General features: G+C 67.5%; 23 protein-coding genes. 16 read left to right on the forward strand and 7 right to left on the reverse strand.

Annotated elements, in window-relative coordinates; translation table 11 throughout:
• Positions 1–31: 31 nt before the first annotated feature.
• Complete coding sequence (locus AX709_RS04050; RefSeq protein ID WP_066482224.1) at positions 32–1,036, reverse strand: fumarylacetoacetate hydrolase family protein; 1,005 nt, start codon at positions 1,034–1,036, stop codon at positions 32–34.
• 104 nt (positions 1,037–1,140) lie between these two features.
• On the opposite strand from AX709_RS04050, the gene AX709_RS04055 reads away from it, so the two are divergent.
• The 12 genes from AX709_RS04055 (at position 1,141) to AX709_RS04105 (ending at position 13,076) form a co-directional block, all read left to right on the forward strand.
• Positions 1,141–4,575 (forward strand): PAS domain-containing protein, encoded by a 3,435-nt coding sequence (locus tag AX709_RS04055; protein WP_231727409.1) that lies wholly within the window; start codon positions 1,141–1,143, stop codon positions 4,573–4,575.
• A 49-nt stretch (positions 4,576–4,624) separates the two neighbouring features.
• Positions 4,625–5,914, forward strand: a complete 1,290-nt coding sequence (locus AX709_RS04060; protein WP_066547120.1) for an adenylosuccinate synthase — start codon at positions 4,625–4,627, stop codon at positions 5,912–5,914.
• A gap of 186 nt (positions 5,915–6,100) precedes the next feature.
• Entirely contained in the window at positions 6,101–7,009 is a 909-nt protein-coding gene (locus AX709_RS04065; protein WP_082731209.1) for a heme o synthase, read from the forward strand.
• Positions 6,997–7,146, forward strand: a complete 150-nt coding sequence (locus AX709_RS18840) for a hypothetical protein (RefSeq protein ID WP_197417189.1) — start codon at positions 6,997–6,999, stop codon at positions 7,144–7,146. The genes AX709_RS04065 and AX709_RS18840 overlap by 13 nt, the downstream gene beginning before the upstream one ends.
• Positions 7,143–7,676, forward strand: coding sequence for a cytochrome c oxidase assembly protein (locus AX709_RS04070; RefSeq protein WP_066482226.1), 534 nt, complete (start codon positions 7,143–7,145; stop codon positions 7,674–7,676). Before AX709_RS18840 ends, AX709_RS04070 begins: the two co-directional genes overlap by 4 nt.
• A gap of 41 nt (positions 7,677–7,717) precedes the next feature.
• Entirely contained in the window at positions 7,718–8,626 is a 909-nt protein-coding gene (locus tag AX709_RS04075) for a cytochrome c oxidase subunit 3 (protein ID WP_066482229.1), read from the forward strand.
• Between the two features lies 1 nt (position 8,627).
• Complete coding sequence (locus AX709_RS04080; protein WP_066547065.1) at positions 8,628–9,137, forward strand: DUF3291 domain-containing protein; 510 nt, start codon at positions 8,628–8,630, stop codon at positions 9,135–9,137.
• Positions 9,088–9,507 (forward strand): DUF983 domain-containing protein, encoded by a 420-nt coding sequence (locus AX709_RS04085; protein ID WP_082731616.1) that lies wholly within the window; start codon positions 9,088–9,090, stop codon positions 9,505–9,507. The genes AX709_RS04080 and AX709_RS04085 overlap by 50 nt, the downstream gene beginning before the upstream one ends.
• Entirely contained in the window at positions 9,504–10,151 is a 648-nt protein-coding gene (locus tag AX709_RS04090; RefSeq protein WP_066547071.1) for an SURF1 family protein, read from the forward strand. Before AX709_RS04085 ends, AX709_RS04090 begins: the two co-directional genes overlap by 4 nt.
• 29 nt (positions 10,152–10,180) lie before the next feature.
• Positions 10,181–10,651 (forward strand): DUF1203 domain-containing protein, encoded by a 471-nt coding sequence (locus AX709_RS04095; protein WP_066480247.1) that lies wholly within the window; start codon positions 10,181–10,183, stop codon positions 10,649–10,651.
• A 45-nt stretch (positions 10,652–10,696) separates the two neighbouring features.
• Positions 10,697–12,097: a threonine synthase gene (thrC, locus tag AX709_RS04100; RefSeq protein WP_066547073.1), complete on the forward strand. Its 1,401-nt coding sequence runs from the start codon at positions 10,697–10,699 to the stop codon at positions 12,095–12,097.
• A 7-nt stretch (positions 12,098–12,104) separates the two neighbouring features.
• Positions 12,105–13,076: a class I SAM-dependent methyltransferase gene (locus AX709_RS04105; RefSeq protein ID WP_066547074.1), complete on the forward strand. Its 972-nt coding sequence runs from the start codon at positions 12,105–12,107 to the stop codon at positions 13,074–13,076.
• A 138-nt stretch (positions 13,077–13,214) separates the two neighbouring features.
• Here AX709_RS04105 and AX709_RS04110 read toward each other — a convergent pair whose 3' ends face one another.
• From AX709_RS04110 to AX709_RS04120, 3 genes are read right to left on the reverse strand one after another with little or no spacing between them, the layout of a single operon-like run.
• Positions 13,215–13,859 (reverse strand): heme exporter protein CcmB, encoded by a 645-nt coding sequence (locus AX709_RS04110; RefSeq protein WP_066547077.1) that lies wholly within the window; start codon positions 13,857–13,859, stop codon positions 13,215–13,217.
• A complete protein-coding gene (gene ccmA, locus AX709_RS04115) occupies positions 13,856–14,443 on the reverse strand; it encodes a heme ABC exporter ATP-binding protein CcmA (protein WP_066547084.1) in 588 nt (195 codons plus the stop codon). The genes AX709_RS04110 and ccmA overlap by 4 nt, the downstream gene beginning before the upstream one ends.
• On the reverse strand, positions 14,440–14,850 hold the full coding sequence (locus AX709_RS04120; protein WP_066480281.1) for a metallopeptidase family protein: 411 nt from the start codon (positions 14,848–14,850) through the stop codon (positions 14,440–14,442). Before AX709_RS04120 ends, ccmA begins: the two co-directional genes overlap by 4 nt.
• A gap of 57 nt (positions 14,851–14,907) precedes the next feature.
• Between AX709_RS04120 and AX709_RS04125 the strand changes: the two genes are divergently transcribed.
• Both AX709_RS04125 and AX709_RS04130 read left to right on the forward strand, forming a co-directional pair.
• Positions 14,908–15,198, forward strand: coding sequence for a 4a-hydroxytetrahydrobiopterin dehydratase (locus tag AX709_RS04125; RefSeq protein ID WP_066480282.1), 291 nt, complete (start codon positions 14,908–14,910; stop codon positions 15,196–15,198).
• A 63-nt stretch (positions 15,199–15,261) separates the two neighbouring features.
• Complete coding sequence (locus tag AX709_RS04130) at positions 15,262–15,906, forward strand: queuosine precursor transporter (RefSeq protein ID WP_066547087.1); 645 nt, start codon at positions 15,262–15,264, stop codon at positions 15,904–15,906.
• 214 nt (positions 15,907–16,120) lie between these two features.
• Here the strand turns inward: AX709_RS04130 and AX709_RS04135 are convergent, their stop codons facing one another.
• Entirely contained in the window at positions 16,121–16,438 is a 318-nt protein-coding gene (locus tag AX709_RS04135; RefSeq protein ID WP_066480256.1) for a 2Fe-2S iron-sulfur cluster-binding protein, read from the reverse strand.
• 66 nt (positions 16,439–16,504) lie between these two features.
• Here AX709_RS04135 and AX709_RS04140 point away from each other — a divergent pair, with 66 nt between their 5' ends.
• Entirely contained in the window at positions 16,505–17,149 is a 645-nt protein-coding gene (locus AX709_RS04140) for a DNA-3-methyladenine glycosylase family protein (RefSeq protein ID WP_066547088.1), read from the forward strand.
• Between the two features lie 147 nt (positions 17,150–17,296).
• Here the strand turns inward: AX709_RS04140 and AX709_RS04145 are convergent, their stop codons facing one another.
• The gene (locus AX709_RS04145) at positions 17,297–19,513 is read right to left on the reverse strand and encodes a TonB-dependent receptor (protein WP_066547094.1); all 2,217 of its coding nucleotides are present in this window, start codon (positions 19,511–19,513) and stop codon (positions 17,297–17,299) included.
• A 120-nt stretch (positions 19,514–19,633) separates the two neighbouring features.
• Entirely contained in the window at positions 19,634–21,763 is a 2,130-nt protein-coding gene (locus AX709_RS04150; protein ID WP_066547097.1) for an acylase, read from the reverse strand.
• 148 nt (positions 21,764–21,911) lie between these two features.
• Here AX709_RS04150 and clpB point away from each other — a divergent pair, with 148 nt between their 5' ends.
• Positions 21,912–24,491, forward strand: a complete 2,580-nt coding sequence (gene clpB / locus AX709_RS04155) for an ATP-dependent chaperone ClpB (protein WP_066547099.1) — start codon at positions 21,912–21,914, stop codon at positions 24,489–24,491.
• Positions 24,492–24,545 lie beyond the last annotated feature (54 nt).

Consider the following 24,545-nt stretch of genomic DNA (forward strand, 5'->3'; position numbering starts at 1 on the left):
GACGGGATGCGCGATCCCGCCCGGACCGTCCTCATCCGACAACCGTCTGCTCGATCGCGCCGAAGATCGGGTGGTGGCGATCATCCTCCATCCAGATGCGCACCCGGTCGCCGGCCTTCAGGAACGGCGTCGATGGCGTGCCGTCGCGGATCGTCTCGATCATGCGGATTTCGGCGATGCAGCTGTAGCCGACCCCGCCTTCGGCCACCGGCTTGCCCGGTCCGCCATCGGCGTCGCGGTTGGACACCGTGCCCGAACCGATGATCGTCCCCGCCCCCAGCGTCCGCGTGCGCGCGGCGTGCGCGATCAGCGTGCCGAAGTCGAAGGTCATGTCCTCGGCAGCATTGGCGCGCCCGAAGGGCCTGCCGTTCAGATCGACCATCAGCTTGCGATGGAGCTTGCCGTCGCGCCACCAGTCTCCAAGCGCGTCGGGCGTCACGAACACCGGCGAAAAGGCGCTGGCCGGCTTGGACTGGAAAAAGCCGAAGCCCTTGGCCAGTTCGCCGGGAATGAGGTTGCGCAGCGACACGTCGTTGGTCAGCCCGACCAGGCGGACCGCCGCCAGCGCTTCGTCGCGGCTCGCCCCCATCGGCACGTCACCGGTCACGACGACGACCTCGCCCTCCAGATCGCAGCCCCAGCTTTCGTCCTTGAGCGGGATCGGGTCGCGCGGCGCCAGGAACGCGTCGGACCCGCCCTGATACATCAGCGGGTCGTGCCAGAAGCTGTCGGGAAGCTCTGCGCCGCGGGCCTGCCGGACCAGTGCGACATGGTTCACATAGGCCGATCCGTCGGCCCATTGATAGGCGCGCGGCAGCGGCGAGGCGGCCTCGCGCTCGTGGAAGCGCTCGCGCGGGATCGCCTCGTGCTCAAGGTCGACGGCGAGGTTGCGCAGCGCGGGTGCCAGCCTGTCCCAATCGTCCAGCGCCGCCTGCAATGTCGGCGCGATGTTCGTCGCATCGGCGCACCACGCCAGATCGCCGGACACGACCACCAGGCGACCGTCGCGGCCATGTTTGAGACTGGCTAATTTCATGTTCTCTCCCAATGGGTTGCAGCACCGCCCGGAATTCCGTGCTGGCAGACGGAGGACAGGTCGGGGTTGTTGACACCGGCGTTGCCTGCCACCATCCGGTGGCGATGACCAGTTCCTTCGGCTTTCTCGATCATCCTGGCGAGATGGCGGCGCGTATTCGCGCGATCGACTGGTCGGCGCACCCGCTCGGCGTGCCGGAAAGCTGGCCGCAGGCCCTGCGCTTCGCGCTCGATCTCTGCCTGGCGTCGAGCTATCCGACCGCGATCTACTGGGGCGAGCCGCTCTGGCTGCTCTACAACGACGCCTGGGCTCCGATTCCGGCGGATCGCCACCCAGGCGCGCTCGCCCGCCCCGCGCGCGAGGTGTGGCACGACATCTGGGACGTCGTCGGTCCCCAGTTCGAAAGCGTGATGGCGAGCGGGATCGGCCACGCTTCCTATGATCAGTTGTTGCGCATGGAGCGCGACGGCGTGCCCCGGGAAACCTACTGGACCTACAGCTTCACGCCGATCCGCGACGAACACGGCCGGATTGCGGGCGTGCTCAACCATGGCAACGAAACCACAAGGCTGGTCCTGGCGGAGCGGGTGCAGACAGCGGAGATCACTCGTCTGCGCGAGCTGTTCGCACAGACGCCTGCGGCGGCCGCGCTGGTGATCGGGCCGGAGCATGTCCACGAACTGGCCAATCCCGGTTATCGCGAGCTGGTCGGGCGCGACCAGCTGGAGGGGCGACCGGTCGCCGAGGTGATGCCCGAGCTCGTCGAGCAGGGCTATGTCGAACTGCTCGACCGGGTGTGGGCGACCGGCCAGGCCTATCGCGGCGAGGGGCGCAGTGTCTGGGTGCATCGCGCCGGCCAGGATACACCCGAGGAACGGCTGGTCGATTTCGCGTTCCAGCCGTTCCGCGACGCGGGGGGCACGATGGTGGGGGTCCTGATCCAGGTCGTCGACATCACCGAGCGTGCACGCGCGGAAATGGCGCTGCGCGCGAGCGAGGACCGACTGAAGCTGGCGCTCGATTCATCGAGCGGCCTGGGCACCTGGGACTGGGACCTCACCACCGGGCTGGTGGTCAGCGACGCACGCTTCGCCCAACTTTACGGCATGTCGGGCGCCGAGTCGGCACGCGGGATCGACGTCAACGCCTTTTTTCCCGCAATCCATCCCGACGACCTGCCGCGCGTCTCGGCGGCGATCGAGGAAAGCCTGACCACCGGCGCGCCGTATGACGTCGAGTATCGCGTCGTCCGGGACGCGGGCGACGTGCGCTGGATCGCGGTGCAGGGCCGGGTCACCTATGCGCCCGACGGGTCGCCGCTGCGCTTTGCCGGCATCAGTTTCGACATCACGCGCCGCTACGAAGCCGAGGAACGCGCGCGCGCCGCGGTCGAAACGCTGCATGCCACGACCGAGACCCAGTCCTTCATCTACCGGCTTGCCGACCGTCAGCGGCGGCTGGAGACCCCGGAAGCCGTGATGCGCGAGACCGCGGAGGCGCTGGCGGCCCAGCTCGGCCTCGACCGTGCCGGGTTTTTTCAGGTGCGCGAAAACCGGATGGTGTTCGGCCCCTGCTGGACGTCGGGCGCATTGCCACCGACGCAGGGCAGCGTGCCGGTCGATCGGCTCGGGGAGACGATCCTGAACCGCTATCGATCGGGGCAGACGATCCTGTCGCGCGATGCGCGCGAGGACCCGGATTTTCAGGGGACGATCGGGTCGTGGACCGTCGTGTCGGGCATCGGCGTGCCGCTCCTGCGCGCGGGCGAATGGGTCGCGAGCCTGCATGTCGGCAGCGCCACGCCGCGCGACTGGAGCGCGGATGAAATCGCGCTGGTCGAGGCCGTGGCGGAAATCACCTGGGACGCGGTCGGTCGGCTGGCCGCACTCAGCGCGCTCAGGGAAAGCGAGGCAAAGTTCCGCGCGATCACCAATTCGGTCGACCAGATGATCTGGTCGACGCGCCCCGACGGCTATCATGATTATTTCAACGACCGCTGGTATGAATATACCGGCGTTCCTTATGGCTCGACCGACGGCGAACTTTGGAACGGCATCTTTCACCCCGAAGACCAGGCGCGTTCGATCGCCGCATGGTCGCACAGCCTGGCGACGGGCGAGCCCTATCACATCGAATATCGCCTGCGCCATGTGAGCGGCGTCTATCGCTGGGTGCTGGGGCGCGCCCAGCCGGTGCGCGACGATCAAGGACGGATCACCCGTTGGTTCGGCACATGCACCGACATCCAGGAGATCGTCGACGCGCGCGAAGTGCTCAGCCGATCGCGCGTCGAGCTGGAGCACGCGGTCGAGGCGCGCACGCGCGAGCTGCTGGCGGCGCAGGACCAGTTGCGCCAGGCCCAGAAGATGGAGGCGGTCGGCCAGCTGACCGGCGGCATTGCGCACGATTTCAACAACATGCTCGCCGTCGTCATCGGCGCGCTCGACCTGCTCGAGCGGCGGATGGCGCGCGGCGAGCGGGACATCACCCGTTACGTCGTCGCCGCGCGCGACGGGGCCGAGCGGGCGGCGGCATTGGTGCGCCGGCTGCTCGCCTTTTCCCGCCGGTCGACGCTGGAGCCGCGCACGATCGACGTGAACGCGATGGTGCGCGGGATGATCGACCTGCTCAACCGGACGCTGGGCGAGAGCGTGCAGGTCGAAACCTGGCTCGCCGCCGATCTGGGCAATGCGCGGGTCGATCCCGGCCAGCTCGAAAATGCGATCCTCAATCTGGGCGTCAACGCGCGCGATGCGATGCCGCGCGGCGGCCGGTTGACGATCGCCACGGTCAACCGCCAGCTGAGCCAGGACCAGGCCGCGCGGCTGGGGGTGGATGCCGGCGACTATGTCGAGATCGCGGTATCCGATTCGGGCATGGGCATGCCCCCCGCGGTGCTGGAGCGCGCGTTCGACCCGTTCTTCACCACCAAGGATGTGGGCAAGGGCACCGGGCTGGGGCTGAGCCAGGTGTTCGGATTCGTCCGGCAATCGGGGGGGCACGTGACGATCGACAGTGCCGAGAATCAGGGGACGACGGTGCGGATGCTGCTGCCGCTCGATCGGGGCAACGCGGATCCGGGCATCGACCTGGTCAAATCGGAAGACACGCCGGTCGGCCGGGGCGAGCATATCCTGGTCGTCGAGGATGAGGCGAGGGTTCGCGCCTATTCGTGCGAGGCGCTGCGCGAACTGGGTTATGTCGTCCACGAAGCCGCGTCGGCCGACGCCGCGCTTGCGTTGCTCGGCCAGGGCCAGCCGGTCGACCTGCTGTTCACCGACGTGGTGATGCCGGGGATGCTGGGCACCGAGCTCGCCGCCGCCGCGCGCCGGCATCGCCCCGGGCTGGCGGTGCTCTTTACCAGCGGCCATGTCCGCGACGCGGCCGCCGCCGACCTGCCCGGCATCCCCGGCGTCACCACGACCGAGCTGCTGGTCAAGCCGTTTACCGTCGATGCGCTGGCCCGGCGGGTGCGCGCGGCGCTGGATTCACCCTCGCCGCGCGTCATGGCGGTGGACGACCGCGCCGCATCGCACTAGGGCGTCCGGTCGCCGGGACCGCAAAACCGGCGGCAGCGAAGGAAGCAATGTGGCCAATGTGGCAGTGATCGGCGCCCAATGGGGCGACGAGGGCAAGGGCAAGATCGTCGACTGGCTGGCCGAACGCGCCGACATCGTCGTGCGGTTTCAGGGCGGACACAATGCCGGTCATACGCTGGTGGTCGGCGAACAGGTCTATAAACTGTCGCTGCTGCCGTCGGGCATCGTGCGCGGCACGCCCAGCGTCATCGGCAACGGCGTTGTGCTGGACCCCTGGGCGCTGCGCGACGAGGTCGAACGGCTGCGCGGCCAGGGCGTCGCGGTGACTCCCGAGACACTGATGATCGCGGACAATTGCGCGCTGATCCTGCCCTTTCACCGCGACCTCGACGCGCTGCGCGAGGATGCGAGTGGTGCCGGCAAGATCGGCACGACGCGGCGTGGCATCGGTCCCGCCTATGAGGACAAGGTCGGGCGGCGCGCGATCCGGGTGTGCGACCTCGCCCATCTCGACACGCTCGATCCCCAGCTCGACCGGCTGACCGCGCATCACGACGCGCTGCGCGCCGGTTTCGGCGTCGCGGCGATCGACCGCGCCGAGCTGCTGGCGCAGTTGCGCGAGATCGCCGGCTTCGTCCTGCCCTACGCGCGCCCGGTGTGGCGCGAACTGAACGAGGCGCGCGCGCGGGGCCGCCGCATCCTGTTCGAAGGCGCGCAGGGCGTGCTGCTCGACATCGACCACGGCACCTATCCCTTCGTCACCTCGTCCAACACCATCGCGGGCACCGCGGCGGGCGGGTCGGGACTGGGGCCGGGCGCGGTCGGCTTCGTGCTCGGCATCGCCAAGGCCTATACGACGCGAGTCGGTTCGGGCCCCTTCCCCACCGAGCTGGCGGACGCGACCGGTGAGCGGCTAGGCGAACGCGGCCGCGAATTCGGCACCGTCACGGGGCGCAAGCGCCGCTGTGGCTGGTTCGACGCGGTGCTGGTGCGTCAGTCGGTCGCGGTGTCGGGCGTGACCGGCATTGCGCTCACCAAGCTGGACGTGCTCGACGGGTTCGACGAGATCCGCATCTGCACCGGCTATCGCCTGGCCGGCGCGACGCTGGACCATTTCCCGGCCCATGCCGGGGACCAGGCAGCGGTCGAGCCGATCTATGAAACGATGGCGGGCTGGCACGAATCGACCGCGGGCGCGCGCAGCTGGGCCGATCTGCCCGCGCAGGCGATCAAATATGTCCGCCGGATCGAGGAGCTGATCCAGTGCCCGGTGGCGCTCGTGTCGACCAGCCCCGAGCGCCAGGACACCATTCTGGTCCGTGATCCCTTCGCGGATTGAAGGGTGCGCAGATAGAATCATATTTCTTTTCCGCCCGCTCATCCTGAGTAGCCGCTGAGCTTGCCGAAGCGGCGTATCGAAGGACGCACGCGACCTCTGCGTCCTTCGATACGGGCCTTCGCCAGGCTCAGTCCCTACTGAGGATGAGCGGGGTTTGGGGTTGATAAAGAGGCTTTCAAAGCAGACATGACCATCGTGACCCCTGCCCAACCCGTGACGCTGCCGGCCGATTGGCGCGATTTCCTCGCGCTGACCAAGCCGCGCGTGATGACGCTGGTCGTTTATTCGGGGCTGGCCGGGATGCTCGCCGCGCCCGGCGGCATCGATCCGGTCCTGGGCTTCACCGCGATCCTGTGCATCGCGCTCGGCGCGGGCGCGGCGGCGGCGCTCAACCAATGGTATGAAAGCGACATCGACGCGCTGATGAAGCGGACGGCCGGACGGCCGCTGCCCGCAGGCCGGATGGACCGCCAGACCGCGCTGCACTTCGGTGTCGGCACCGGGGTGCTGTCGGTCGTGCTGATGGGCCTCGCGCTCAACTATGTCGCGGCGGGAATCCTGGCGCTATCGATCCTCTATTATGTTTTGATCTATACCGTTTGGCTGAAGCGCCGCACCCCCCAGAACATCGTGATCGGCGGGGCGGCGGGCGCGTTTCCGCCGCTGATCGGCTGGGCGGCGGCGACCGGCGACGTCTCTGCGCTGCCGATTCTCATGTTCCTCATCATCTTTTTGTGGACCCCGCCGCACAGCTGGGCGCTCGCGCTGTTCGTGCGCACCGATTATGCCAATGCCGGCGTGCCGATGATGCCGGTGGTTGCCGGCGAACGCTCGACCCGGCGACAGGTCGGGCTCTACACCATCCCGATGGTGGCAGCTGCGATCGCGCCGTGGCCGCTGGGGCTGGCCGGCGGGCTCTACGGTATAACGGCGATCGTGACGGGCGTGATCTTCGGCTGGTATGCGGCGATCGTCGCGATGCGCGTGCCGGCCGCGGACGATAAAATGAAGCCGGAAAAGAAGCTCTTCGCCTTTTCCATCCTCTACCTCTTCATCCTCTTTGGCGTATTGGTGATCGACAAATGGATCCTTTGACCCCCCTCCAGAAAAGCGAGGCGATCCGCGCCCGCCAGCGCGCCCGCGCACGCGTGATGGCGTTGATGCTGGGCGGCTTCTGCATCCTGATGTTCGCGATCACCATCGCCAAGATTCGCGCGGGGATGGGCGGATGACCCGCAATCTGCGCACCGCATTGCTCGCGGCGGCCGGCGTCGTCGGCATGGGCGGGCTGGGCTATGCTAGCGTCCCGCTCTACCGGATATTCTGCCAGGTCACGGGATTGAACGGAACGACCCAGCGTGGCCAGGCGGCACCGGGCGCGATCGACCGTCAGGTGACGGTGCGGTTCGACAGCAACACCGCACAGTCGCTCGCCTGGGACTTCAAGCCGTCAGTGCGCGCCGAGCAGGTGACGGTCGGCGCACGCGAGATGACCTATTTCATCGCGCGCAACCGTTCGGACAGGACCGTCACGGGCACCGCCAGCTTCAACGTCACCCCGGCGATTGCGGGCCAGTATTTCACCAAGATCCAATGCTTCTGCTTCAGCGAACAGACGCTCAAGCCCGGCGAGGAAGTGCGGATGCCGGTGATCTACTATGTCGATCCGCGCATCGCCGACGACCCGGACGCCAAGGACGTTACCGCAATTACGCTGTCCTACACATTTTACCCGGTAGATTCTGGCAAAAGCGCAAGCTAGAGCACGACCGGATCAACGAACCCACGGACCAAGGACGGATCATGGCCGGCGCCAAGAACCACGATTATCACATTCTTCCCCCCAGCATCTGGCCGATGATGTGCTCGCTCGCCGCGTTCGGCGCGGCGGCTGGAGGCATCATGTGGATGCGCGACGCGGCCGGCGGCCCGGCGATCTTTGGCGTGGCGATGATCGCGCTGCTGTTCTTCATGGGATCGTGGTGGGCGGATGTGGTGCGCGAGGCGCATGCCGGCGACCATACCCCCGTCGTCCAGCTGCACCTGCGCTATGGCATGATCCTGTTCATCGCGTCGGAAGTGATGTTCTTCGTCGGCTGGTTCTGGTCGTGGTTCGATTTCTCGCTGTTCCCGGTGCCGCTCGAAATCACCGAAAGCGGCGTCGCCAACCTGATCGGCCAGGACGGCGCGAACGCGCTGCTGAGCTGGCCGCCCAAGGGGCTGGAGGTCATCGACCCCTTCCACTTCCCGCTGCTCAACACCTTCATCCTCCTGCTGTCCGGCACCACGGTAACCTGGGCGCATCATGCCCTGATCCACGGCGAGCGCGGCGGCGAGATGAAGGGGCTGTGGGGCCTGATCGGCGTCGGCGAGCATGACGGCCTGAAAAAGGGCCTGTGGCTGACGATCATCCTCGGCCTGATCTTCAGCGCCGTCCAGGCATATGAATATGCCCACGCGCCCTTCCCGTTCGGCCAGTCCAACTACAGCTCGGCCTTCTACATGGCGACCGGCTTTCACGGCTTCCACGTCATCATCGGCACGCTGTTCCTGATGGTTTGCCTTTATCGCGCCTATGCCGGCCACTTTACCCCGCGCCAGCATTTCGGGTTCGAAGCCGCCGCCTGGTATTGGCATTTCGTCGACGTCGTGTGGCTGTTCCTGTTCGTCGTCGTCTATGTCTGGGGCGGCTGGGGCGCCGAAATCCACTAGGATGGATGCCGGCGACTGGCAGCTTGCACAGGTCAATATCGGGCGGCTCGTCGCGCCGTCCGACGACCGCCAAGTCGCCGGTTTTTTCGCCGAGCTCGACCGCATCAATGCCATTGCCGATGCATCGCCCGGCTTTGTGTGGCGGCTGCAGGACAATGGCGGCAACGCCACCGCCTATCAGCCGACGCCGGACCCGCGGCTGATCGTGAACCTGTCGATCTGGAAGGATGCGGACGCGCTGTTCGCCTTCGTCTATCGCAGCGCGCATACCCCCGTGATGGCGCAACGCCGCAGCTGGTTCGAGCGTTTCGACGGCGCTTATCAGGCGTTGTGGTGGGTTCCGGCCGGCACGCGCCCGACTATCGACGATGCGCTGGCACGACTTTGGCTGCTCGATCGTTATGGGCCGCATGAGCGGGCCTTCACCTTCAAATCGATCCACCCCCGCCCCGGCACCGGACATGGGCCGGTCGACATGGGTCCCGACCCCTGGTGCGTCGGCCACGCCTGACGCCCAGCCCGGACTGGCCGAGATGGCGGTGAAGGGCCTGTGCCCGCGATGCCGCGCGCCGACCCTGTTCGCCGGAACCGTGCGCTTCGCGCAACACTGCCGCGCTTGCGGCCTTGATTTCGGCGCGTTCAACGTCGGTGACGGCCCCGCGGCTTTTCTGACGCTGATCCTCGGCACGCTGATTACCGTGCTCGCGGTCATGGTCGAGCTGGCGTTCAGCCCGGCCTGGTGGGTGCACCTGCTTCTGTGGCTGCCGCTCGGGCTCGTCACGATCGTCGCGGCGCTGCGGCTGACCAAGGCGGCACTGATCGCGCTCGAATATCGCAACGCCGCCCGCGAGGGGCGAATCGTCGACGGGGATGGCGAATGACGCGCTGGCCGGTCATTCCCACCGCGATCGTTGCCATGGCCATCGCCGCGATGATCGGGCTGGGCATCTGGCAGCTCGACCGACGCGGCGAGAAGGCGGCGCTGATCGCGCAATATCGCGCCAACCTGACCAAACCGGTGATGGCGTTCCCGCGCTTCGGCGGCGATGCCCATCTGTTCCGCCGGGCGAGCGCGTTGTGCCTCGAGGTGATCGACTGGCGTACGGAGGGCGCGGGCAGCCTGGGCTGGCGTCACATCGCCGATTGCCGCACCGGCGCGGAGGGCCCGCTGCTCAGCATCGACATGGGCGTGTCAAAGACGCCCGATCGCAAGCCCGACTGGCGCGGTGGCGAAGTAACGGGCACGATCACGACGACGCGCGCAGAGGGGTCGGGACTTTGGCGGGCGCTGACCGGCGGCGGCCAGCCGGTCACGCTGATGCTCGTCGCCGAAACCCCCGCCCCCGGCTTTGCCGCCAGTCGCCGCCCCGACCCGTCCGCAGTGCCCAACAACCACCTCGCCTATGCCGTGCAGTGGTTCCTGTTCGCAGCGATCGCAGGCGCCATTTACGTCCTGGCGCTGCGTCGGCGGGGACAGCATTTTGATGACAAGCCGCGGGATGCCGGGGCGCCCCCGGCCCCCTAACCAATCCGGGTTCCCGATGGAGACCCGTCATGCCGTTCCGGATTATCGCGCTCGATCCCGCGCCTTTCGCCGCGCTCCACCACTTGTCGGACACCGAGCTGACAAAGCGCAACGCGCGGCGCGTCGTTGCCACGTCAGACCCCGGCTTTCCCTGCCGCGTCAGCCTGGTCGATGCGGCGGTCGGACAAACGCTGATCCTGACCCACTTTACCCATCAGCCCGCCGCCACGCCCTTCCACGCCAGCCACGCTGTCTATGTCCGTGCCGGCGCGGTGCGCGCGACGCCCGCGGTGGACGAGGTCCCCGCCCTGTTCGCGCACCGGATGATGTCGCTGCGCGCCTTTGACTGCGAGGGCATGATGGTCGACGCGACGGTCGTGCCGGGTGCCGACATCGCCCCGGCGATCGACGCGATGCTGGCGACGGACGCGGTCGACGAGCTTCATCTCCATTATGCCGGACCGGGATGTTATGCGGCGCGGGCGGTGCGCGCGGCCTGACCCGATGCTTGCCGGGCTGCGCCCTGCCCGCTAAGCCGCGCGGCGATGAAGTATCGCAGCACGCGCGGGGCAGCCCCCATCCTGGATTTTCGAGGCGCGACGCTGGCCGGGCTGGCGACTGACGGCGGGCTCTATGTCCCGGAAACGTGGCCCAGCCTGAGCCGTGAAGAGATCGCGGCGCTGCGCGGCCTGAGTTATGCGGAAACCGCATTCCGGGTGATGCGCCCGTTCGTGGCGGGATCGCTCGACGATGCCGCGCTGCGCGGACTGTGCGATCAGGCCTATGCGCGCTTCTCGCATGCTGCGGTCACCCCGCTGGTCCAGCTCGATGCGCGGCACTGGCTGCTCGAGCTGTTCCACGGCCCGACACTCGCCTTCAAGGATGTGGCGCTCCAGTTTCTGGGCCTGTTGTTCGAGCATTTCCTTACCGGCAGCGACCAGCATCTGACGGTGATCGGCGCGACCAGCGGCGACACCGGGTCGGCGGCGATCGACGCACTGGCGGGGCGCGAGCATGTCGACATCTTCATGCTCCATCCCAAGGGCCGGGTATCCGATGTCCAGCGCCGCCAGATGACGACGGTGCGCGCGCCCAACGTCTACAATATCGCGATCGAGGGCAGTTTCGACGACGCGCAGGCACTGGTGAAGGCGATGTTCAACGCCCCCGGTTTCGCCGCGCGCTTCACGCTGTCGGCGGTCAATTCGATCAACTGGGCGCGGCTGATGGCGCAGGTGGTCTATTATTTCCATGCCGCCGTCCGGCTGGGCGCGCCCGAACGTGCCGTCGCCTTCGCCGTGCCGACCGGCAATTTCGGCGATGTGTTCGCGGGCTATGTCGCCGCGCAGATGGGGCTGCCCGTCGCGAAGCTGATCGTCGCGACCAACGTCAACGACATCCTGCACCGCGCGCTGACCAGCGGCGACTATTCGGCCGGCACGGTCACCCCCACCGTCGCGCCGTCGATGGACATCCAGGTGAGTTCGAACTTCGAACGCCTGCTGTTCGACCTGAACGGTGGCGACGGCGCGGCGATGGCGTCGCAGATGCGTGGATTCGAGACTTCACGCGCGATGCAACTGACCAACGCGCAGCGCGAGGCCGCGGCGGCGCTGTTCACCAGCGCGCGCATCGATGGCGCGGGGATCGCCGAGACGATCCGCCGCACCGCGTCGGAAAGCGGCGAAGTGCTTGATCCGCACACAGCGATCGGTCTGGCAGCGGCGCGCGCCGCCGACCTGCCCGCGGAGGTGCCCGTCGTCACGCTGGCGACCGCGCACCCGGCCAAGTTCCGCGACGCGGTCGAGCGCGCCTGTGGCGTTCGCCCCACCTTGCCGGCACGGGTCGGCGACCTGTTCGAGCGCGAGGAGCGGTACGACACGCTGCCCGCGACGTTCGACGCAGTGACCGCCTATATCGCGGAACGCGCGGTCGCGGCGCGGTGAGCGCGGCATGAGCGGCCTGCCCCCGCTGGTCACGATGATCGGCGAACCCTGGGCGGACTATGGCCTGGTCGACAGCGGGCATGGCCGCAAGCTGGAACGCTATGGCCCGCATCGCTTCATTCGCCCCGAACCGCAGGCGATGTGGGCGCCGGCATCGGCCGAATGGTCGGCGGACGCCGAGTTTCTGCCCGGCGCGGACGAGGATGGCGGCGGGCGCTGGCAATTCGACCGCCCGGTGCCGCGCGACGGGTGGACGCTGGGCTGGGAAGACGTGCGCTTCAACGCGCAGCCGACGCCGTTTCGACATCTCGGCTTCTTTCCCGACATGGCGCCGGTGTGGACGTGGATGCGGGGGCAGCTTTTGGCGAACGGTGCCGGCCCGCTCCCCCACTCGGCCACCCATCAGGATACTCAAGTGAGTGGCCGGGTGGGGGAGCGGGCCGGCACCGCGCTTGCGCAGCAACCAGAATGCCTGAACCTGTTCGGCTATACCGGCGTCGGCACGCTCGCCCTGTCCGCCGCAGGCGCACGGATGGTGCATGTGGATGCGTCGAAGAAATCGGTCGATGCAGCACGCGGCAATGCGGCGCTGTCGGGCCTGGCGGACAAGCCGATCCGCTGGCTAGTCGAGGACGCGGGCAAGTTCACCGCGCGCGAGGTGCGGCGCGGACGCCGTTATGACGGCATCATCCTCGACCCGCCCAAATGGGGCCGCGGGCCCAATGGCGAGGTGTGGAAGCTGGAGGAGCACCTGGCCGGCATGATCGGCGACGTCGCCAGGCTGGTCGATGCGGAGTCGCGCTTCATCTTCCTGACCGTCTATGCGGTGCGCATGTCGGCGCTGGCGATCGGCGAGCTGCTCGCGCAGGCGACCGCGCATCTGGGCGGTACGGTCGAAGCCGGCGAGCTGGGCGTGCGCGAGGAAGCGCGCGGGCTGGTGCTGCCGACTGCGATCTTTGCGCGGTGGTCGCGGGGGTGAGCGGGCGGCAGCAAGGACGTTCCCGCTCAATCCTGTCCGTTCGCTTCGAGCGAAGTCGAGAAGCGCAGCGCGACATTTGACGTTTCTCGACTACGCTCGAAACGAACGGATAGACGTGAATGGGTGGACCATGCAGACTTACCCTCGCCCCATCCGGATCGCCGCGCCCGCCAGAAACGGCGCGCCGCCGGTCAGTGCCAGGCTGACCGCGCCCAGGAGCTTGAGCGACGCCACGCCGCCATCGACCGCACCCGCGCCGAAGATCAGGAGCGGCACCGCGAGCGGCAGCATGACCAGGCCGGCAATCCCGCCGCCGCCGCGCAGCCCCGCGACCAATGCCGCGGTCGCCACCCCCAGTGCCGCCAGCCCCGGCGTACCAATTAACAGCCCGAGCATGGCCCTCGCCAGCACATCGGCTGGCATGTTGAGCAACCCCGCGGCGATCAGCGTCGCCGCCAGCAAGGGCGGCGCAAAGCCCAGCCAGTGCCCGAGGATCTTGGCCAGCGCGACCAGCGACGGCGACAGGCCGCGCACCGTGAACTGATCGATCACCCCCGACTCCAGGTCGGGCGCGACCAGTCGCTCAACCGGCATCAACGCGGCAAGCAGCGCGGCTGCCCACACCACGCCGCCCGAAATCCGTGCCAGCAGCCGCGCGTCCGGCCCGATCGCGAAGGGGAACATGATGGTCGCGAGCAGGAAGAAGGCGACCGGCAGCACCAGCCCGCCGCTGGTCCACGCCCGGCGCAGTTCCCGCGCGGCGATGGCGACGAACGCGCTCATGCGTCGAGTGCCGCCAACGTGACCGGGATCGTGCCGCCCAGGCCCAAGTCGAAATGAGTCGCGATCAGCGCGATGCCGCCCGCGGCTCGGTGCGCCTCGATCACTGCCGCCAGTCGCGCGACCGATGCGGTGTCGAGACCATTGGCGGGTTCGTCGAGCAGCCAGATCGCGGCGCCGCTCGCGATCACGCGTGCCATCGCGGCGCGGCGGCGCTGGCCAGTCGACAGGAAGCGGACCGGCACGTCGGCGAGCGGAGCGAGATCGACTGCGGCCAGCGCGTCCGCCACCGCATCCCCTCGCCCGTCGATTGCCGCCCAGAAGCCGAGTGCGCGCGCGAGCGGGAGCTCCGGGTCGAGCGCTGCGGCTTCACTCAGCAGCGCCCGTGCGCCGCCATGCGCGATCCGCCCGGCAAAGGGGGGCAGCAGCCCGGCGATCATCGCGATCAGGCTCGACTTGCCGATGCCGTTGGGGCCGGTGACGACGCCCGCATCGCCGGGGCCGAAGGCACAGCTGAGCCCGGCGAACAGTACCCGCCCGCCGCGCGCGCACGCCACGCCGTCCAGGGTGAGCGACGCGGCGTTCACGGACCGGCGGCGTCCTCCAGCGCATGCATGTCGTCGTCGGACAGCCCGAAATGATGCCCGACCTCGTGAATGACGACATGGCGAATCAGCGCGTCGAGCGCGACGCCGGTGTCGACCCACTCGTCGAGCAGCGGCCGACGATAAAGGTGGATGCGGTCGGGCAGCGTCACCCCATCGAAGGCAGATTTTTCGCCCACCGGCCGGCCATGATAGAGCCCGGTCAGTTCGAACGGATCCTCGATCCCCATCGCGTCGAGCGTCGCGTCGTCGGCAAACTCCTCGACCAGCAGCACGACGTCGCTGAGGTGGGCGGCGAACGGCTCGGGGATCGTCGCAAGCACGGCGCGCGCCATCGCCTCGATTCGCTCGGCATCGGGGGCCAGCATCAAAGGCGCTTGCTCGGTCATCGCGACGGTCATAGGCGTCGTCGGGTGGACGCCGCAAGCAGGGCAGAGGACGCGCCGATGATCGAGCAGCTAAGCGAAACCGAACGGGCCGAGGCGCTCGATGGCCTGCCCGACTGGGATTATGACGATGCCCGCGCCGCGATCGTCCGCCAGTTCACCTTCGACAATTTTTCCGAAGCCTTCGCGTTCATGACGCAGGTCGCGCTGCTCGCCGAAAAAGCCGATCATCATCCTGAATGGTCGAACGTCTGGAACCGGGTCGAGATTGCGCTGACCACGCACGACGCGGGCGGGCTGTCGCCGCGCGACATCGAGCTCGCCCAGGCGATCGACGCACTGGTCGACTGACACCGGCACCGACGCCGGAAAGATTGTTTCGCCGCCCGGAAATTCCGGCTAGCGTCATGGGCAATGACCACGCCCCCGCCCGCGATCTCGCGCTCGCTCTTCATCATTTCGATCCTTTACGGCGGCATGGTCTGCATCGCCGGCGTGCTCGGGGTGAAACAGGTGATGCTGGGGCCGCTGGTCGTGGAGGCCGGGATCTTCCCGTTCCTGCTGCTGGTGGTGATGTCGAGCGCGGTCGCCGAGCTGCATGGCCAGAAGACCGCAACGATGCTGGTCCGGTTGGGCTTCGTGCCGCTGCTCGTCTCCGCACTGCTGATCCAGGTCGTCATCCACCTGCCGAACGATCCGGCAATGTACCCCCCCGCGATCACCGCCTTTCCGATCGTGGTCGGACAGAGCGTGCGACTGATGCTGGCGGGCTTCATTTCCTATGGCACGTCACAGACGCTCAACGTCTATGTCTTCAACCGCCTGATCGGCGGCACCGGCAAGATGCTGTGGCTGCGCGGCATGATTGCCAGCATCGTGTCGCAGGTCGTCGACACAATCCTGTTCATCACCATTTCCTTCTACGGCGAACGACCGATCCTGGAACTGATGGCCGGCCAGATGCTGACCAAGGTGGTGCTGTCGATCGTGCTGGTGCCGTTCCTGATTACCGGCTTCGTCGCGGTTGCCCGCCGACTGGATCGGGCCGAGCCGGCGTAGATTACGCCAAAACCAGATGTCTTGCCGTCACCCCGGCCTCGTGCCGGGGTCCACCGAGCAATATTCACGGGGCCGGTCATTCAAAGTCGAGCCGGTGCGGTCGGCAAGGTATCGCGCGATGGGTCGAGCGGTTACGCGTGCTTGGCGTTGGACCCCGGCACGAGGCCGGGGTGACGACATGCCTTTGCTGCCGCGGCGTCGCCCGCGCCCGGGCTCAATCCTCCGCCGCGATCCGCACGCGCAGGCCGTCGAGCGCGCTGGTGAACTGGATTTGACACGACAGGCGCGAGGTTTCGTCGCGGTCCGACGAGCTGTCGAGCAAATCGTCTTCATCGGGGCTCATCTTCGGCAGTTTGGCCGCAAATTCCGGATCGACATGGACGTGGCATGTGGCGCACGAACAGCTGCCGCCGCAAAGCGCCAGCAATTCGTCGAACCCGTTGTCGCGGATCACTTCCATGACGCTCAGGCCGGCCTCGCCGGCGACGACGCGCTCTGTTCCGTCACGGGTAACCACGATAAGGTTGGGCATGATCGATCCTCTTCCGTTTCGCGCTTGCCATGCCGCCGCCGCGCCGGCTTTTCAAGGATTGCCGACATGGGGCTGAGCGCCGAGCAGATTCGTCACGCGCTCGACGCGATATCGGCGCTCGAACCGCGCATGGGCGAAGCGATCGGGCGGGTCGGCTATCCGCCGCCGCGCCTGCGCCCGCGCGGTTATGCGACGCTGTTGCGGACGATCATCGGCCAGCAGGTCAGCACCCGCGCGGCGGACGCGGTGTGGCGCAAGCTCGACGCGGCGCTGGGCGATGCCACCGATCCCGCGCGGCTGACCGCCGCGTCGGACGAGGCGCTGCGCGGCGCGGGCCTGTCGCGCCAGAAGATGGGCTATGCGCGCAGCCTGGCGGGCATGGTCACGTCGGGCACGCTCGACTTCAACCGCCTGCCTGCCGATGACGAGGATGCGATCGCCGCGCTGGTCGCGATCAAGGGCATCGGGCGCTGGTCGGCGGAAATCTATCTGCTGTTCGCCGAAGGGCGGCCGGACATCTGGCCCGCTGGCGACCTGGCGGTGCAGATCGAGATGGGGCACATATTGGGCCTGGACGAACGACCCACGGAAAGGCTCACGCGCGAACTCGCCGAAGCTTGGCGACCGCATCGGGGGGCCGCCGCCATCATGACCTGGCACCATTATGGCGAGCGGCTGAGCGCAGGGAAGACCGCGGCCGCGCCGGTGTAAGCGGGCGCGGGGCTGGGTTGGATTTCCACGCGCGCGCTTCCATTCTCACATCCCGTCACCCCGGCACGAGGCCGGGGTGACGACGAGACGATGGATGAATGGCCGACTGCGCGGTGGCGGATCGGCAGATTGCCGCCCGCGCGCCCCTTAGAAGCTGAACCGGGCCGCCACGCGGATGTCGCGGCCGGGCAGCGGCACGAAGTCCTTGGTGAACGACGCGTGGCGGCGCGCATCGACGTCGAAGATGTTGTTCGCGGACACGATGAGCGTGGTCTCGCTCGCATCGCCGAACGGGTGCCAGGACAGCGACGCGTTGACTAGCGTGAAGTCATCGGTCGGGTTTTCGAAGGTGGCGACGCGATCCTGCTCGAACACATGCTCGACCTCGATGCGGCCACCGAAGGAACCCGCCGCCCCCTCGAGCCCGCCACGCACGCGCAGCGGCGGGATGCGCGGCACCGGGCCGCCGCCATCGGTCAGGCGGGCATTGACATAATCGCCGATCAGGTCGCCCTTCAGGCTGAACCCGCCGCGATCGAGCAGGGTGGCATTCACCTCTGCTTCGAAACCGACGTAGCGCGCGTCCGACTGGGCATATTGGAACAGCGGTAGTTCGTCCTGCTCCAGGCCGGTGTCGAACTCGAAGATGAAATCGTCGAACCAGGTGGCATAACCGTTCAGCTTGAAGTTCAACGGACCGAGCTGGCCACTGGCAAAGGCTTCGATTCCCCAACTCTTTTCGGTGTCAAAACCGGGATTGCCGACCTCGAATGCCTGGGTCGCGACGTGCGGACCGTTGGAGAAGAGTTCCTCCGCCGACGGCGCACGCTCGGCGCGCGAGCCGGTCAAGCCAAATCGGATGGTGTCGCTTGCCTGATAGGTCAGACCGAGGGCGGCCGAAAAGGTATCGAAACCGCGATCGACGGAAACCAGCGGCGCGTCCTCTTCCAGACCGACCCGGACGCTGTTCGAGCGGACGTCGGTACGCTCGTAACGGCCGGCGATCTCCACGCCCACGGCACCGAAATCGAATTCCTGAACGGTGAACAGACCGAACTGGTCAGTCTGGTTCGGCGGCACAAAGGCTTCGGCGCCAATCGCGACGAAATCGCGGGTGAACCCTTGGATCCCGGTCACGCCGCGCCAATCGCCACCGTCCGACTGGACCAGTTCAACCCGGCCCTCGAATGCGTCGGTGAAGAAGCGCGTCCCGACTTCGCGGCCCTCAAACTCGGTATGTTCGTAATCGGCATAGCCGACCCGGGCGCGGATGCGATCGATAAAGCCGTTCTCGACCAAGATTTCGCCACGCATGTCCGCGCGGAACTGCTTGAGGTCGATGGTGACGGGGCCCTCTTCCTCCCCGCCTTCGCCCTCGTCGCCCGCTTCACCTTCATGGGCGTGCTCCGCGCCCGGGCGTGCGGGAACGCCGTAGTTGGTGTCGTAATAGCCCGCGGAAAAGCCCAGGCTGCCACGGTCGTTGATCAGTGCGATGCCGCCGCCCAGCGTGTAGGTTTCGGTCGCGCTGTTCGGAATCGCGCCACGCAGGCCGGCAAGTTCGGTGGCCTCGTCGGCGGCATCGAGCTCGCCCTCCGCGCGCTCTTCGGCCGCCAGATCAAGCTGCTCGGCGCGCAGTTGCGGCGAGAGCACGAAGCCACCCACTTCCAGGTCATTCGAGCGGCGATAGCTGCCATCGGCATGAACGACGATATTAGGGGTCACGGCCACATCAAACGCACCGCCGATGCTGCGTTCTTCCGCCGCCGAGCCGTAGGTCCCGAGCGCATCGACGTGAAAGCCCTTAACTGGCACCGCGCGGGGGATGCGGCGGTCGATCACGTTGACCGCGCCGCCGATCGCCTGGCTGCCGAACAGCAGCACGGCGGGCCCCCGCAGCACCTCGATCCGCTCGGCGGTCAGCGGATCGATGGTGACGCCATGATCGGTCGACGTGTTCGAAACGTCGAGCGAGCCGAGCCCGTCGGTCAGTACGCGCACGCGTTCCCCCTGGAAACCGCGCAATACGGGCCGCGATGCGCCAGGGGCGAATGACGTCGCCGACACCCCGGGCAAACGGGTCAACGTCTCGCCGATCGTCGGACGGATGTCCTGCACCAGACGGTCGCCGGTCAGCACCGACTTGTTGGCCAGCACATCGAGCTCGCGCACGAACGGCGCGGTGATGATGATGTCGGTGGCGCGTTCGCCATGCACCGAATCCGCGGGGGCGCTGGACGACTGCGACGCGCCGTCATCGGCGGTTGCCGCGACCGGTGTGGGCGGCACCGGATCAGCGCGCGTCTCCGCGAGCGCGGCGGGCGCGACGAACATGGTGGTAGCGAGCAAGGCAAGGGGACGGATCATGCACAACTCCTGAAGACTGGCGCGCCGTCTAATTGCAATGTTACATCATCACAAGAGGCAATGGGCACGATCCTGGCCAAGTTCGCCACACGTTGCATCTTTGCCGCAGGGGCGGCTGTCTCAGGGGCGATAGATGCGCACGATGTTGGGCTTGAGTTCAGCCGGATCGAACCAAACCGGCTTGGTCTTGCGGCTCACGAACAGCGGTGCCTGGTCGACATAATGTGGAGAAGCGGGCCGGGTGGTCGCGGCCCCGAAAGGCTGGATCGACTCCGACCTGACTTTGCCGTCTGGCGCCCATTCGGTGAACATCAGGAAGCTGTCGCCGTGGCGCACCGCCAGCCGGCCATCATCGGCGACGTCCCACAGCGCCATCGCGCGCAGCACGTCGGGCCCGCCGTCGAGCGGCAGGTCGACATTTCCCTGGCGTAGCCGGAGCACTTCGCCCAGCGGCGGATCGAGCCGGCCGAAATGCGTGTCGAGGTGCACCGCCGCGTCACGCAACACCTGGCGCGCATCGGCGGGCGGCTTGCGCGGATAGTGCCAGCGATTGCCCTCGCGCGCGATCAGCACCGCCAGCGCGTCCGCCGCGCCGACCCCGTCGAAATTCCAGTCCCATTGCCGCAGGATTGCGCGCGCGCGGGCGATCAGCGGGTCAGCGCCCGGATCGACCGCCATCACGCGTTCGAACCACGGCCCCAGCCAGCTCGCCCGGCTGACGCGCGTATCGTATTTGATCGCCTCCAGCTCGGCACGGGTGATCGACGCGTCGGCCGCCAGCAGTTCGATCGAGCGCGTGCCGCGGTTGGTCACGTCGGCCTCGATGCCCAACAGGTCGGGATAGGCGGCGCGATCGAGTTCCGATCCCGGGCCGGCGGCGATGAAGGGCGTGTGATTGGCATTGATGATGAAGCCCGACGCCGGGTTGACGTTGCGCGGTACCGCCGTCCACGCGACCGTCCCGCCCGCCAGCGCGCGCGACGTGTCGCCGGGCAGCACGCCGCGATAATCGAAACCGGGCTTTCGGTTGGGAAAGGCAGCGTTGTAGAACAGCGCGACATTGCCCGCACGGTCGGCATAGACGAAATTGGTCGCCGGCACCGCCTGCATCGCCATCACCCGCTGCCACTCGGCAAAGTCGCGCGCCTTGTTGAGGCGATAATATTGCTCGACCATCCGCAGCTGGTCGGCCCCGGCATAGCGGATCGCGAATGCGCCATCCTTGTTGCGCAGCACCGGGCCATGGATCGAGCGCTCGACCAAGCGCGGCACCGGCAGCACGAACGGCCCGATCTTGACGCGCAGCCACACGCGCTTGCGCTCCAGCGGTCGCCACTGCCCGTCGAAACGATAGCGATTGCCGCTGTCGTCCAGCACCAGCTTGTAGACGTCGATCAGGTCGGGGCGGTTGACCGTGTTGGTCCAGCCCAGCGTCCGGTTGTGGCCGAGCAGCGGATAGGGCGCACCGGGAAAGGTCGCGCCGGCAAAGTGCCAGCCCTGGCGCGAATGGACGCGCAGCTCGTACCAGGCGACCGCGCCGCGCCACGGCTGGTGCGAGTTCGAGATCAACCGGGTGAACCCGTCCGCCGACCGCCTGGGGGCGACGGCAAAGGCGTTGGAGCCTTTCTCGATCTCGGCAGGCCCCGCAGGCGTGACTTCAGGGGCCTCCGGCAGCGCATGTTCGCGCGGCAGCGGCTCGCCCCCCGCCAGCGCGCCCAGCACCGAATCGAGCCCGAAGAAAAAGGGCGATCGCAGCACGAAGCCCGTCGCGACGTCCGCGCCGTCGACAGGGAAGAGCCCGCGCAGCCTCACTTCGCCCGGATGGCGCGCGGCATAGAGGTTCAAACCCGCCGCATAGCCGTCGAGCAGCGCGCGGACGTCGGCGGGCTGCGCGTCATAGTCACGCGCGACGGTGCTGCGCGCGCCCAGCAGGTGGAGGACATAATCGGTCTCCGCCCCGTCCTGCCCGGTGATCGCACCCAGACGCCCGCGCGTCATCGCCAGCACCTGCTGCAACGTATCGAAATCATCCTCGGCATGGGCATAGCCGATACCGTGCGCGACATCGGCGTCGGTCGCGCCGAAGATGTGCGGCACGCCATAGCGATCGCGCGCGATCTTCACGTCGTAGCGGCGCGAGGCCGGTGCGACGCGCTGACTTGCCGTCAGCGGCTCCCATACCGCGAGGCCGATCGCCGCCACGACGGCGAGCACCACGAATGCCAGTACGGCCCGCCTGATCCACCGCATTTGCGCCTCCCCAGTGACCGCAATCTGTTGGTCACACCCTTTGCGCGCCTATACAAAGCCGGACAACGGGGTCACGTCCAGCCACGCGCCCCTTGTGTGATAAAATTACAACATTACCTGTGGTGTCTCAGGAACGGAAACCAGGGCCATGAACCTCGAAAAATTCACCGACCGCGCCAAAGGTTTTTTGCAATCGGCGCAGACCGTCGCGATCCGAATGAGCCATCAGCGGATTTCGCCCGAACATCTGCTGAAGGCGCTGCTCGAGGATACGGAAGGCATGGCGTCCGGCCTGATCCGCGCAGCCGGCGGCGATCCGGCGCGCGCGTTGACCGAAACCGATGCGGCGCTGGCCAAGATTCCCGCCGTGTCCGGCTCCGGCGCACAGACGACGCCGGGCGTCGATAACGACCTGGTCCGCGTGCTGGACCAGGCCGAGCAGGTCGCGGCCAAGGCGGGCGACAGCTTCGTCACCGTCGAACGGATGCTGCTCGCGCTGGTGCTCTCGCCAGCCACCGCTGCCGGCAAGGCGCTGACGACCGCAGGCGTGAAGGCCGACGCGCTCAATACGGCGATCAACAGCCTGCGTGGGGGCCGCACCGCCGACACCGCATCGGCCGAGGACCGCTATGACGCGCTCAAGAAATTCGCGCGCGACCTCACGCAAGCCGCACGCGACGGCAAGCTCGATCCCGTCATCGGCCGTGACGAGGAAATCCGCCGCACCATCCAGATCCTGGCGCGCCGGACCAAGAACAATCCCGTCCTGATCGGCGAGCCCGGCGTCGGCAAGACCGCGATCGCCGAGGGGCTGGCGCTGCGCATCATCAATGGCGACGTGCCCGATGGCCTGAAGGACCGCACGCTGATGGCGCTCGACATGGGCTCGCTGATCGCCGGGGCCAAATATCGCGGCGAGTTCGAGGAGCGGCTGAAGGGCGTGCTCGACGAAGTCAAGGCCGGCGAAGGCGACATCATCCTGTTCATCGACGAGATGCACACGCTGATCGGCGCGGGCAAATCCGAAGGTGCGATGGATGCGGGCAATCTGCTCAAGCCCGCATTGGCGCGCGGCGAGCTGCACTGCATCGGCGCGACCACGCTCGATGAATATCGCAAATATGTCGAGAAGGACGCCGCCCTCCAGCGCCGCTTCCAGCCGGTATTCGTCGGCGAGCCGACCGTCGAGGACACGGTGTCGATCCTGCGCGGCCTGAAGGAAAAATACGAGCTGCACCACGGGGTGCGCATCACCGACGCGGCGTTGGTCGCGGCGGCGACGCTGTCCAACCGCTACATCACCGACCGCTTCCTGCCCGACAAGGCGATCGACCTGATGGACGAAGCCGCGAGCCGCATCCGCATGGAGGTGGAATCGAAGCCCGAGGAGATCGAGACGCTCGACCGGCGCATCATCCAGCTCAAGATCGAGCGCGAGGCGCTGAAGCGCGAAACCGACGCGGCGTCGCGCGACCGGCTGGCGACGCTGGAGGGCGAGCTTGCCAACCTGGAAGAGCAGTCCGCCGGGCTGACCCAGCGGTGGCACGCCGAAAAGGACAAGATCCAGTCCGAAGCCCGGCTCAAGGAACAGCTCGACGCCGCGCGCGTCGAACTCGATCAGGCGCAGCGCCAGGGCGACCTCGCGCGCGCGGGCGAGCTGAGCTACGGCGTCATCCCCCAGCTGACCCGCCAGCTGGAGGAGGCGCAGGGCGCGACCGCCGGCGCGATGCTGCGCGAGGAAGTGACCGCCGACGACATCGCCGCGATCGTCAGCCGCTGGACCGGCATTCCGATGGACAAGATGCTGGAGGGCGAGCGCGAGAAGCTGATCCACATGGAGGCGCAACTGGCCAAGCGCGTGATCGGCCAAGCCGATGCCGTGCGCGCGGTCGCCACTGCCGTGCGCCGCAGCCGCGCCGGGCTACAGGATCCCAACCGCCCGCTCGGCTCGTTCCTGTTCCTGGGGCCCACCGGCGTCGGCAAGACCGAGCTGACCAAGGCGCTTGCCGAGTTCCTGTTCGACGATGCCAATGCGATGGTCCGCATCGACATGAGCGAATTCATGGAAAAGCACTCGGTCGCCCGCCTGATCGGCGCGCCGCCGGGCTATGTCGGCTATGAGGAAGGCGGCGTGCTGACCGAAGCGGTCCGCCGCCGGCCCTATCAGGTCATCCTGTTCGATGAGGTCGAGAAGGCGCATGGCGACGTGTTCAACGTGCTGCTGCAGCTGCTCGACGACGGGCGGCTGACCGATGGCCAGGGGCGCACGGTGGATTTCAGCAACACCATCGTCATCCTGACCTCGAACCTGGGCAGCCAGCTCCTGACCAACTTGGCCGACGGCCAGTCGGTCAGCGATGTCGAGCCGCAGGTGATGGAAATCGTTCGCGGGCATTTCCGCCCCGAATTCCTCAACCGGCTGGACGAGATCATCCTGTTCCACCGGTTGGGTGAGGAGCATATGGCACCGATCGTCGACATTCAGGTCGGCCGGGTCCAGCGGCTGCTCGCCGATCGCAAGGTGACGCTCAACCTGACCGATGGCGCGCGCGCGTGGCTTGGGCGCGTCGGCTATGATCCGGTCTATGGCGCGCGGCCGTTGAAGCGGGCGGTGCAGCGTTACCTGCAGGATCCGCTCGCCGACCTGATCCTGCGTGGGCAGGTCAAGGACGGGTCAACGGTGACGATCGAAGATGGCGACGGCGCGCTGACGCTGCGGGTGGCTTAGAGAGGTTTTCGATCGGCCTGGTTCACCCGTCCCCTGAAGGGGAGGGGCTGGGGC

Source organism: Sphingomonas sp. CCH15-F11 (genome assembly GCF_001557005.1).
In the GTDB taxonomy this organism is placed as follows: domain Bacteria; phylum Pseudomonadota; class Alphaproteobacteria; order Sphingomonadales; family Sphingomonadaceae; genus Sphingomonas.